This window comes from Klebsiella sp. JB_Kp004, assembly GCF_040065795.1.
Classification (GTDB): Bacteria; Pseudomonadota; Gammaproteobacteria; order Enterobacterales; family Enterobacteriaceae; genus Klebsiella; species Klebsiella quasipneumoniae.
In genome coordinates, this window is record NZ_JBEAKW010000036.1 from 69,507 (window position 1) to 80,782 (window position 11,276).

Below are 11,276 nucleotides of genomic sequence, written 5' to 3' on the forward strand. Positions count from 1 at the left end.
TAAATCAACCCGTCCAGGCGTTTGCCCCGGACGGGCTGCTTTATTAAAACCAAATCTCCGTCTGCACGCCAAAGTTCCAGTTTCCTCCGGCGGTAAAGCCTTTACTGCCGAAATCATCGTTGATCGCATAGCGATCCAGGTCTTTATCCCAGTTCATCCACGTGACAAAGAAACGGATCTCCGGCCTCGCTTTGATATCAAACACATCGCCCACTTTGAACGTCGGGGCGAAGGTCAGCTTGTAAAAATCGCCGCTCACCGCCTGGTATTGATACACGTTGTCATTATAGCGATAGGTTCGGCCGTTGGGATTCAGGTTCATATATTGCCAGGACGCCTCGTATAGCAGGGCGAAGTTGCGGGTGATACCCTGGGAAACCCGCAGGTTAAAGGTTGCCCAATCGTAGCGGTCGCCATCGCGGTAGCGATCTTCGCTATGCTGGGCGATAACCGATGGTGCAAGCTGCCAGTTTTTCCCCAACGGCAAAATGCCGTAGGACGCAAAACGCAGGGACTTTGCGTTCTCGGTAAGATCGCCATCACTGCCGGGCTGGCGCGCCTCGGCGCCCAGCCCGCCGCCGTACTGCAGGGCGCTCTCAGATACGCCCGGCGCGAGGCCATAGAATTGCTGTTTGTCGTGATATGCCAGCATCGCGTAGTAGCCGTTTTTCGCCGTATTATCGCTGCGCAGAGCGTAACTGCCGGTGGTCGAGGTATTATCTTTCAGATCATCATTGCCCTGGGCGGTCATCGCCGTGGTCATCAGCTGCCAGTTGTTCCAGAAGTGGTTGGCGGTGAACATCAGGTTCTGTATATCGTTATCCTGGTAGTTATCGCTACCCAGATCGCCGAAGTTACGCGCATAGACCGAGTAATCGCCGCGCAGCGTATCCCCCCACTTCACGTCATTGATCCCGCCGCCGGTACCGCCGAGGAACATAATATCGCTATCGGTAAAGTGGATATCGAAATTATCGCGGTCGAAACGCTTGCCCGCCCAGATGGACGCGCTCCTGAACGGCCCGGAAAAATCGGCGAAATTGCCCATCTCGACGTACAGCTGACGCACGTTCAGGTGGTGGCTGTCGTTATCCTGTACCCATGGATCCGGGTTGGTTGCCCCGTCGGCAAGCATGGTTTTAAAGTGCGCCCATGACCCGTCGCTGAAGGTCATTTTTTTGCCGAAGCTGAGCTCCACGTAGTTATCTTTCTCGTTGCCGAGACGGCCAACGTGGGCATCGCCGTTGAGCGAACTGGCCGGGGAGATTCCCGGCCCGCCGCGCGCGCCTTTACCATGACTGTCAACCAGCATCCCGGAGCGCGCGTAGGCGTTGAACTCGAAGCCATCGCTGAGGCTGCTTTTCGCCAGCTGTTTGTCGGCAGCCTGCTGCTTTTGCTCGGTCGCTGCGGTGCGCTGACTGAGGGTCTGCACCTGCTTTTCCGCTGCCGCCGCGCGTTGTTCCGCGGCGCTGGTGCGCAGCTCCGCCTGCTGCGCCCGACGTTTGGCCTCTCCGGCCTCCTGCTCCGCATGATTAAGCCGGGCCTCCAGCTGCGCCAGCCGTTGTTCGACGGTGAGCGGGGCCGCACTCGCGTCGTAAGCCGAAAAAAGGGCGCAGCAAACCGCTGCGCTAATCAAAGAGATACGCATATCAATCCTTATTTTTTTCAGAGGTATGTAGGGGGTGCTGCGCCTTACAGGGCGTGGTTTTCTCCAGCAACGGGCGATGGGTTCGACGGCGCACGGCGTCCAGCGTCAAGGTCGGCGCGGATCTGCTCGTACTGGTCGTCGAGTCGGTAGAAGCGACCCATCCACAGCATTGAGGCGACAATCAGCAGCGCCGGGATATAGAGGTAGCAGGCTTTTATCGCCAGCATCGCGCCGTCACTTTGCGTCTGATTAGCGATATAACCGCCGGATGAGAGCAGGACCCCGGTAATGGCTCCCGCGCCCGCCATCGCCACCTTGCCAAGAAAGCCGTTGATGGAGGTTAAAATGCCGGCGGTATTGATGCCGGTTTTCCATACTCCGTAATCCACCGGATCGGCTTGCATAGAGAAGTAAATTGCCGTGCGCTGTCCGGCGCCAAGCGAGAGTACGACCGCTCCGGCAACCAGACCCCAGCTGTTAACGCCTGCCGCCATCATCATGACCATGCCGACCAGGTTGATCGCGCTGGCGACCAGATAGACGTGGCGCTTTTTCATCCGGCTGGCGAGCAGCGGAACGGTGAGGGTACCCAGCAGAGGAACGAAGGTGGAGATCCCGGCGACGATCGCCGTGAGATCGTTATTACCGACGTAATAATGGAAGAAGTAGACCAGCGCCCCGGTCTGGAAGAAAAACGCGCCCCACATCAGGAAAATATTGATGGCGAAAACGAACCATGGTTGGTTGGCGCGCAGGCTGACCCAGGCGCGTTTTAAGGTCATGCGCTCCTGAGTAATGCTGATATTTTCCTTAACGTTCCGGAAGCTCACCAGCAGAAAAAAGGTGGCAATAACGCCGAAAACCACCGCCGTATAGAAGAAGCCGTGCTCCTGATTGCCTTTCCCCAGCGCGCCAACCAGCGGCAGCGTGGCGACCGCGACAATAGTCGCGCCGAGCGAGCCGAGCAGAATACGTACCGCCGACAGCGTCGTGCGCTCCCGCGAGTCGTTCGTCAGAAACGGCAGCATGGCGCAGAATGGAATATTAACGAGGGTATAGAGAAACGACAGACACAGATAGGTGACAAAAGCGTAGATCAGCTTACCGGTGGTGCCAAAATCAGGCACGTAAAAGGCCAGAATACACAGCAGTCCGAAGGGGATCGCGCCAGTCAGCAGATACGGACGGCAGCGCCCCCAGCGGGTGGCGGTATTGTCGATAACCAGCCCCATAAGCACGTCGGCAACGCCGTCCACCAGGCGCGTCACGAGGAACATCAGGCCAACGTAATAAGCGGGCAGGCCCATCACGTCGGTGTAAAAGAACATCAGATAAAGAGAGATCATCTGCCACACAAGGTTGCAGGAGAGGTCGGCGATGCCATAGCCAAGGCGCTGCCGCCAAAGGGTAAAGGTTGTTTCTGCCATAAAAGTACACTCGCTTATCGTTGTTGTTAAAGTCCGTACTGGCGAATAAACCAGGCCGGGGTGCAGCTCCACGCATGGCAATAACTGTTTATCAGTTTGCTGCCATAAGGGGAAAAATCAGGATGCGCCGGGTCGAAGATTTCCCAGAAGGTATCGGCGCCGTAGTCGACCATTGCTCCCCAGTAGGCTTTGATCTGCGCAATAGCGTCGTCGCGCAGCCCGCACTGCAGAAGGGCGGCAATATAGTGGTGACGCAGGTATGGCGTGTTCATGGCGATCGCGGGGGGATTTTGCTCCAGATTATGCATGATCTCCCGGCGCTGCTGAGGAGTACCGACTTCCGCCAGTACCAGCCAGATTTGCGATGCCCATGAGACCTGCCGCTGCTCGCCGCTGATGTAGAAGCCTTGCTGCTCGTCCCATAAGACATCGAGGGCCGCAGCTTTAAGCTGCTGTAAACGCTGGTGATAGCTGACGGCCAGCTCAGGTTCGAAACGCTCCGCCAGCCAGACGGCGCGCTGCAGGCAGTAAATCAGCACGCCCTGCGCTGCAGCCTGTTTATTCAGCGATGCCTGCCAGTCGATAAACACCCACCAGTCGTCGCTATCGCGCACAACCCCGGAGGCGTCGCAGCGTTTCAGCGCCAGTTCAATCTGACGACGGGCCGTGGGCCACAGCTCGCGGGCTGTTGCAATATCCTCCGCGCTTTGCAGATAGTTGTAGAGAACGTCAACAAAAAACAGAGAATAATCAAAAAGAAAAGTATCGTCAGCAATGACATCCGGCTGCACGAACACGTTGGCCGATACCATACCGTCCTCACGAGTATGCCCGGCGAAAAGGTACAGGCAGCGGCGTACTAAATCGTGACGGGCGAAGGTCACATCGTTCACCAGCGCCTGCAAACGTAAATCGCCGAGCCACAGGCGGCGGTCGCGTTTGGGGCCATCCTCAAACACCTCCTGCATGCAGTTTTGCAGGGTCAGAACGGCAACGCTGTCGATGGCCTTGAGCTGCGGGTCGGCGGTTGTCGCTGCCGGGCATGCGCCTCTGGCGGAGGTAACGGCATTCACCTGAATCTGGTTGAACTGCAGACGAAACTTGCGCGACACGGCTTTGACCTCCACCTTCAGATAGCGGAAGCAGTAGCGGCGCGGCAGATCAACGTTGGCCGGCAGGACATCAAGCCACAGATCCTGCTGCTGCAGCCAACTGCTGCTTAGCCAGCCCTGGTAATCGCTGAACGGTTCACACACCTCGCTCAGCGTTTCGCCGAAGGTGAACTGCAGATGGGCCGGAGCGTCCGGCGGGCTCCCGACGCTCTGACAGAGAAAATGCAGGTAGCCAACAAAGTGGCTGCCAAAATCAATAATGACGCTATCGCCGCTGCTCAGCTCGCGCTGATAAAACGCGGCCAGGGAACTTACCGGCTCAGCGCGCCAGCCAAACAGCGCCGTGGCGTCGGCGTGGGCTTCCACCACGGCGATCGGCGGGTACGCCTGGCGACATAGCGCGGGCCGGAGCGTCTCGGCGGTGCGTAGAAAATCCGGGTGGCGGGTCATCGAGACCTGAGAATTATGCTGAATTGCCTGTGACATACTGCGTCCTCTGTATTTATTTGTCCGCAGCATAAGATGCCGGCCCCGGGGGCAACCACTCTGGCAATGCCAATGCATTTGCCAGATTGGCACTGATAATGAGATGGGCGGGTTGCCGATCACAATTCCAAAAATCTTGCTCGTGGCGGTCGGGAAAATGCATTATCTTGCCTCTGCGCCGTATGCCGTTTTGGACTTTACAGATGATGATGTTGACCGTTGAGTATTATTTCACCCATCCGCAGGATAAGCTGGGCATGTACGCCAGCGATCCGGAAGATAATAGCCATGAACATAGTCATGAATTTGCTGAGCTGGTGATCGTTGAGGAAGGGCACGGTTTACACGTTATTAATGGCAGACCACTATATATTCAACAGGGCGACGTTTTTTACGTTCAGCCTGGCGACGTTCATTATTATGATGAGCTGGGGACGCTTAAGTTAATTAATGTGCTGATTAATCCGTTGGTAGGGTTTCATTATTTACAGCCTCTCGATACTTTATTACAGACTTTCTCTGCGCAGAATGCGTCCTGCTACGGTTGGCTGGCGCCGGACACCCGCCATATCTGCAAGGAACTGGTGGATAAGATATTCTCTGCCGAGCTGCGGCAGGGGCAAAATATTGCTCTGCGCGAAGCCGCGTTTTTCCAGCTGGTGACGACGATTCTGCATGCCGAAACCGAAGCGGAATATAGCACCACCAAATATAAGCTGCATAAATTGCTGACCTGGTTACAGGAGCACTGCTTTGAAGAGCATAACTGGCAGCAACTGGCGGAAAAATTCCATCTGACCACGCGGACCGCTTTTCGCCATATTAAAGAGGCGACGGGATTGACGCCGGATAATTATTTAAAGCGTCTGCGATTAGTTTCGGCGCGCGTAAAATTACGCGAGACCGATATGACGATTACCGAAGTGGCCTATCTATGCGGCTTTGCCAACAGTAATCACTTTACCACTTTATATAAAAAAGTTTTTGGCCTGACGCCCAGCGAAGACCGGCGGCGTTTGCAGCGCTAGTTCTCTCCCCGGAGGCGATGCTGCGCATCTGTCCGGGCCACGCGTCTCCAGCGATCTGCGGCCCGGTAGCCCGGGCAGGCGCGGCGCGCCGCCCCGGGGAGAAAGTGCGCAGCAGTTGAATATTTATTCTTCCGGAGTATTGGCCCGCACGTGCCGGCCGCTGGCGACAAAATTGCCGGTCCCCAGATGATGCAGGGTATTGATCTTATCGCCATCGAACTGCCAGCGTCCGGTGACAAACGCGCGCTCATCGGCGGCGGCGGAAACCACTTCGCCAAACAGCGTATCGTACTGCTCCTGGGCCGCCGTCGCCGGCAGCAGGCGGCACTCCATCCATGCCAGACACTTCTCCTCGATCAGCGGTAGTCCCAGTTCCGGGCCGCTCACCACCGGAATTCCGTAAGCATTGAATTTGTCTTCATCGCGGCCGCTGACGCTGCCGACCGCGTAGGTCCAGCTGGCGGCGGCCACGCCGGGAACCACGATGCCGAAGGTGCCGTTGCGCTCGATGATTTCCCGTGTCCAGGTGCTTTTATCCACCACGATAGCCACCCGCGGCGGGGCGAATTCCACCGGCATCGACCAGGCGGCGGCCATGACGTTGCGCCGGTCGGACGCAGCGTCATAGCTGGTGATCAAAATGGTCGGGCCGTGGTTGAGCAGGCGGCTGGCATACTGCAGTTCCACGTGGCGAAAGCGGCTCATAGGCGTTCCTTGAGTAATGGGTCGGTTGGCAGGTAACACGTTAAGCCGCAATGAAAATGTAATCAATACGTCATCTCGTCTGACTATAGTCGCCAGCACAAAGTCCCAAAGAGGATCACAATATGTTGGCTCCCCTGATGTTATCCCAGGTGAGCGCGCCCCGTCGGATGTCGACCGCCGGGCAGGGGTTGCTTTCCCGCAAGGGAGGGCGACAATGCGCGCGCTGACCCCTATCACTCTGCAGGCGGTCTCATTCGCCTTCGCAGAGACCCCCATTCTCGATGGCTTCTCGCTGCATATCGAACCCGGCAGCATTGTGGCGCTGCTGGGCCCGTCCGGCTGCGGCAAAAGCACCTTGCTGCGCCTGCTGGCCGGGCTGAGCGTGCCGGCCAGCGGTGAAATCCGCTTTGGCGATCGGCTGGTCGCCCGCGCAGGATGGGGATTGCCCCCGGAACAGCGCGATATCGGCATGGTTTTCCAGGATTACGCCCTCTGGCCGCATATGAGCGTGGCGCAGAACGTCGCCTTTCCGCTGCGCATGCGCGGCGTTGCCCGCGCCGAACGCGACCTCCGGGTGAGCGAGGCGCTGGCGCGGGTGGGCCTTGACGGCTTTGCGGAACGTAAACCTTCAGGCCTTTCCGGCGGCCAGCAGCAGCGGGTGGCGCTGGCGCGGGCGATCGTCGCCGCGCCGCGGGTGCTGCTGTTTGATGAGCCGCTCTCCAACCTGGACAGCGAACTGCGCGAATCGCTGTGTGGCGAAATGAGCCGCCTGCTGCGACAGCTCGGCACCACCGCCGTGTATGTCACCCACGACCGCCGTGAAGCCGACCTGTTAGCCGACCGGATCGTCCATTTATCCGCGGGCCGCGTGGCCGCTGTCCGCGCCGTTACGCCAACCTCAGGGGAAGTTGCATGAACACCGTTATGACCGTTAAGAAAGGAGTGGTACTCGCGATGGCTCTCTCCGCCATGATGCTCTCCAGCGCCCATGCGCTGACCGTTTACACCGCCGGCCCCGGCTCGCTGGCGAAAAGCCTGGCCAGTGGTTTTGAACAACAGACCGGGGTGAAGGTGACCGTTTTCCAGGCCACCACCGGCAAAGTGATGGCCCGTCTGGAGGCCGAGCAGGCTAACCCGCAGGCGGATGTGCTGATCTCCGCTTCATGGGATACCGCGGAGGATCTGCACAACCGGGGCTGGTTGCTGCCTTTTCACAGCGCCAACGCCGACAAGGTACCGGCTAATCTGAAATCGGCGGACTATATCGCCCAGGGGGTCTCGGCGCTTGGCATCGTCTGGAACAGCAAAAGCGGCACTCCGGAGCCGAAAGAGTGGCGCGACCTCACCCAGCCGGCGTTTAAAGACAAGGTGACCACGCCCGACCCGTCGCTCTCCGGCGCGTCGCTGGATCTGTTGATTGGCCTGCAAAACAGCATGGGCGACCAGGCCTGGCAGCTGTTTGACGATCTGAAAAAGAACGGCATGGTGGTCAGCGGCCCCAACGCCCAGGCGGTGACGCCGGTGATGCAGGGGGCGAAAGCGGCGGTGTTCGGCGCGGTGGATTATGTCTCCTACGGCAATATTCAGCAGGGCGAGTCGCTGAAGGTGATTTTCCCGGCCAGCGGGACGGTGATCGCCCCGCGCCCGATGATGATCCTCAAAACCAGCCAGCATGCCGACGAGGCCAAAGCCTTTATCGATTACGTGCTGTCGCCGGAAGGTCAGGCGCGGGTCGCCGACGCCTGGCTGATGCCCGCTCGCCGCGATGTGGCCGCCAAACGCCCGCTGCTGGACGCGCTGAAGGTCTTGCCCACCAGCGGCGAGGGGAGTAGCGAGCGTAGCGCCGTCCTCAGCCGCTTCAGTCAGCTGTATGCCCACTAATTGACACGGTTCTCCGGCGCTGGCCGCCGGAGAACGCTTCGTTTCAGGAACCGCTGTGAAACAAAAATTCCTTTCCGGCGTGACGCTTGCCGCCCTGACGCTGCTGGTCGCGTTACCGCTGTTGTTTATTCTGCTGCAGGCGATTTTTCCCCATTTTAGCGCCGGTTCGCTCCATGACGCCTTTGGCGGCGTCTCGCCGCTGCTGGCCGACCCCCAGCTGCCGTCGATGCTCGGCGGTACGCTGTGGATTGCCGGCGGCGTGGCGCTGGCCAGCGTGATGATCGGCCTGCCGCTCGGTATTCTGCGCGGTATGTTTTCGTTGCCGCTGCCCCGGCTGTGGGACCTGCTGTTTTTGATCCCCTTTCTGACGCCGCCCTATATTTCGGCGCTCTCGTGGATGCTGGCTCTGCAAAGCCAGGGCTATCTGCAGCAGCTGACCGGCTGGCAGCTAAACGATCTGCTGTTCAGCCGCAGCGGGATCGTGCTGGTGATGACCTTTAACATTTTTCCGGTGGTTTACTTTGCCGTCTCCCGCAGCCTGCTGGCGAGCGGGCAACGGCTGGCGATGGTCGCCCGGGTCCATGGCGCCAGCGCCTGGCGCGCCTTCTGGCACGTGACGCTGCCGATGCTCTCCCCGGCGCTGGCGGCGGGGATGCTGCTGGCCTTTACTCTCGCCATCGAGGAGTTTGGCGTCCCGGCGGCGCTGGGCAGTCGGGCGGGAGTAGTGATGCTGACGGTGGGCATTGAGAAAAAGCTGGCCGACTGGCCGGTGGATCTCACCGGCGCTGCGCTGCTGTCGCTGCTGCTGATGGCGGTGGCGTTGTTCGCCTGGTGGCTGCAAACGCGGCTGGTGGGGGAGAAGGAGGTCACCAGCGTCACCGGTAAACCGGGAGAAAACGGCGGAACGTCGCTGGGCTGGATGACGCTGCCCGCGCTGCTGGTGATGGCGGCCGTCGGCGGCCTGGCGGTCGGGGTCCCCGCCGTCTCGATGATGCTCACCAGCCTGATGGGCACCCTCTCGGGCGGGGTGAGCCTGGAGAATGTCACGCTGCGTCACTTCGCGGCGCTGTTCGACCAGCAGGGCGACGCCCTGTCGGCCCTCGGCGTCAGCCTGTCGCTGGCGTTAGGTTCGGCGCTGATCGTCGGCGTGCTGGGGCTGCTGGCCGCCTGGCTGGTAATGGTGCAGAAGATCAAAGGGCGCGGGGTGGTGGATGCGCTGTCGCTGATGCCGGCGGCGCTGCCCGGCGTGGTGGTGGGGGTGGGATTGATCCTGCTGTGGAATCAGCCCTTCTGGCCGCGTTCGCCCTACAACACGCTGTGGATGCTGCTGCTCTCCTATTGCTGCCTGCTGCTGCCCTGGCCGGTGCGCTATGTCGGCAGCGCGCTGCGCCAGCTGGGCCCGAACCTTGAGCCCGCCGCTCGGGTGCACGGCGCGTCGCCGCTGCGGGCGCTGCGGTTGATTGTCCTGCCGCTGGTCTTTCCGGCGCTGCTGGCGGCGATGCTGATGGTGTTCGCGGTGGCGTCCAGGGAGCTGGTGACCTCGCTGCTGCTGTCCCCCGCCGGCACGCAGACCGTGGCGGTGTTTATCTGGCGCCAGTTTGAACAGGGATCCGTTGGTCAGGGCATGGCGATGGCCAGCCTGACGCTGTTGACCGGTCTGGTCCTGATGCTGACGGCGCTGGCGCTGATGCAGCGCAGCACGCGCGGTTAACGGCAAGCGCACAAAAAAGAGGGTCGGCGCGGAAAAATAGGCTATAAATGTCGGACACCTACAGCTGGAGACCCTGATGAGTCCCTTTTTACGCGCCTATTTTTCCCGTCTGGGCTGGACGGGCGAGCCTGATGTTTCCATTGATACCTTGCGCCAACTGCATCTGCAGCATAACAGCGCCATCCCCTTTGAAAACCTCGACGTCCTGCTGCCGCGCGAGATCCATCTTGACGACCTGGCGCTGGAAGAGAAGCTGATCGCCGGCCGCCGCGGGGGGTATTGTTTTGAACAAAATGGCCTGCTGGAGCGCGCGCTGCGCGAAATAGGCTTTAACGTTCGCAGCCTGCTTGGCCGGGTGGTGCTGGCCAATCCGCCGCAGATGCCGCCGCGCACTCACCGTTTATTGCTGGTGGAAGTGGCGGGCGAGCGCTGGGTAGCCGACGTTGGCTTCGGCGGCCAGACGCTGACCGCGCCGATCAAGCTGCTGGCCGATATCCCGCAGCAGACGCCGCACGGCAGCTATCGTCTGGTGCATGAAGGGGATGAGTGGACGCTGCAGTTCAACCATCACGAACACTGGCAGTCGATGTACCATTTCGATTTAGGCCGCCAGTATGCGTCTGATTATGTGATGGGTAACTTCTGGTCGGCGCACTGGCCGCAGTCCCACTTCCGTCACCACCTGCTGATGTGCCGTCATCTGCCTGACGGCGGCAAAATGACCCTCACCAATTTCCACTTTACCCACTGGGAGAATAACCACGTGGTGGAGAAGGTCGATTTTGCCGATGTCTCCGCGCTGTACGAAGGGCTGCAGACCCGCTTCGGCCTCGGCGTGGACGATCCTAAACATGGCTTCAGCGAAGCGGCGCTGGCGGCGGTGATGGCGGCGTTCGATACCCATCCGGAAGCCGGGAAGTAAATTTTCTCATGCCCGGCGGCGCTACGCTTGCGCGGGCCTACGGGTTATGAGCCTGTAAGAGGGCCCTGCAGGCCGGGTAAGGCGACAGCCGCCGCCCGGCGAAATCAAGGATACCGTGCTGATATCTTGCCCGGCGGCGCTGCGCTTGCGCGGGCCTACTGGGGATGAGCCTGTGAGAGGGCCCTGTAGGCCGGGTAAGACGACAGCCGCCGCCCGGCGAAATTACAGATACCGTGCCTGATATCTTGCCCGGCGGCGCTGCGCTTGCGCGGGCCTACGGGGTCTGAGCCTGTAAGAGGGCCCTGTAGGCCGGGTAAGGCGACAGCCGCCACCCGGCGAAATTACAGGTACCGTGC

Annotated in this window: 9 protein-coding genes; 5 read left to right on the forward strand and 4 right to left on the reverse strand. The window is 60.1% G+C overall.

Going from position 1 to position 11,276, the window contains the following annotated elements:
* Nucleotides 1-43: 43 nt before the first annotated feature.
* The 3 genes from ABLX76_RS16100 to ABLX76_RS16110 are packed head-to-tail and all read right to left on the reverse strand — an operon-like array spanning nucleotide 44 to nucleotide 4,673.
* Nucleotides 44-1,648 (reverse strand): carbohydrate porin, encoded by a 1,605-nt coding sequence (locus ABLX76_RS16100; protein WP_261902389.1) that lies wholly within the window; start codon nucleotides 1,646-1,648, stop codon nucleotides 44-46.
* Nucleotides 1,649-1,692: 44 nt separating this feature from the next.
* A complete protein-coding gene (locus ABLX76_RS16105; protein WP_348874859.1) occupies nucleotides 1,693-3,075 on the reverse strand; it encodes a glycoside-pentoside-hexuronide (GPH):cation symporter in 1,383 nt (460 codons plus the stop codon).
* Between the two features lie 26 nt (nucleotides 3,076-3,101).
* A complete protein-coding gene (locus ABLX76_RS16110) occupies nucleotides 3,102-4,673 on the reverse strand; it encodes a sugar hydrolase (RefSeq protein ID WP_348874862.1) in 1,572 nt (523 codons plus the stop codon).
* A 203-nt stretch (nucleotides 4,674-4,876) separates the two neighbouring features.
* On the opposite strand from ABLX76_RS16110, the gene ABLX76_RS16115 reads away from it, so the two are divergent.
* Nucleotides 4,877-5,701: a helix-turn-helix domain-containing protein gene (locus ABLX76_RS16115; protein ID WP_086075363.1), complete on the forward strand. Its 825-nt coding sequence runs from the start codon at nucleotides 4,877-4,879 to the stop codon at nucleotides 5,699-5,701.
* 123 nt (nucleotides 5,702-5,824) lie between these two features.
* Here the strand turns inward: ABLX76_RS16115 and ABLX76_RS16120 are convergent, their stop codons facing one another.
* On the reverse strand, nucleotides 5,825-6,406 hold the full coding sequence (locus tag ABLX76_RS16120) for a flavin reductase family protein (RefSeq protein WP_086075360.1): 582 nt from the start codon (nucleotides 6,404-6,406) through the stop codon (nucleotides 5,825-5,827).
* A 214-nt stretch (nucleotides 6,407-6,620) separates the two neighbouring features.
* Here ABLX76_RS16120 and ABLX76_RS16125 point away from each other — a divergent pair, with 214 nt between their 5' ends.
* From ABLX76_RS16125 to nhoA, 4 genes are all read left to right on the forward strand, one after another.
* Nucleotides 6,621-7,322 (forward strand): ABC transporter ATP-binding protein, encoded by a 702-nt coding sequence (locus ABLX76_RS16125; protein ID WP_186976468.1) that lies wholly within the window; start codon nucleotides 6,621-6,623, stop codon nucleotides 7,320-7,322.
* The gene (locus ABLX76_RS16130) at nucleotides 7,319-8,287 is read left to right on the forward strand and encodes an ABC transporter substrate-binding protein (protein ID WP_044523475.1); all 969 of its coding nucleotides are present in this window, start codon (nucleotides 7,319-7,321) and stop codon (nucleotides 8,285-8,287) included. Before ABLX76_RS16125 ends, ABLX76_RS16130 begins: the two co-directional genes overlap by 4 nt.
* Before the next feature lie 55 nt (nucleotides 8,288-8,342).
* On the forward strand, nucleotides 8,343-9,998 hold the full coding sequence (locus ABLX76_RS16135; RefSeq protein WP_136070193.1) for an iron ABC transporter permease: 1,656 nt from the start codon (nucleotides 8,343-8,345) through the stop codon (nucleotides 9,996-9,998).
* A gap of 76 nt (nucleotides 9,999-10,074) precedes the next feature.
* Nucleotides 10,075-10,920 carry an N-hydroxyarylamine O-acetyltransferase gene (nhoA, locus tag ABLX76_RS16140; RefSeq protein ID WP_017900510.1) on the forward strand — a complete coding sequence of 282 codons (846 nt, stop codon included), beginning with the start codon at nucleotides 10,075-10,077 and terminating at the stop codon, nucleotides 10,918-10,920.
* Nucleotides 10,921-11,276 lie beyond the last annotated feature (356 nt).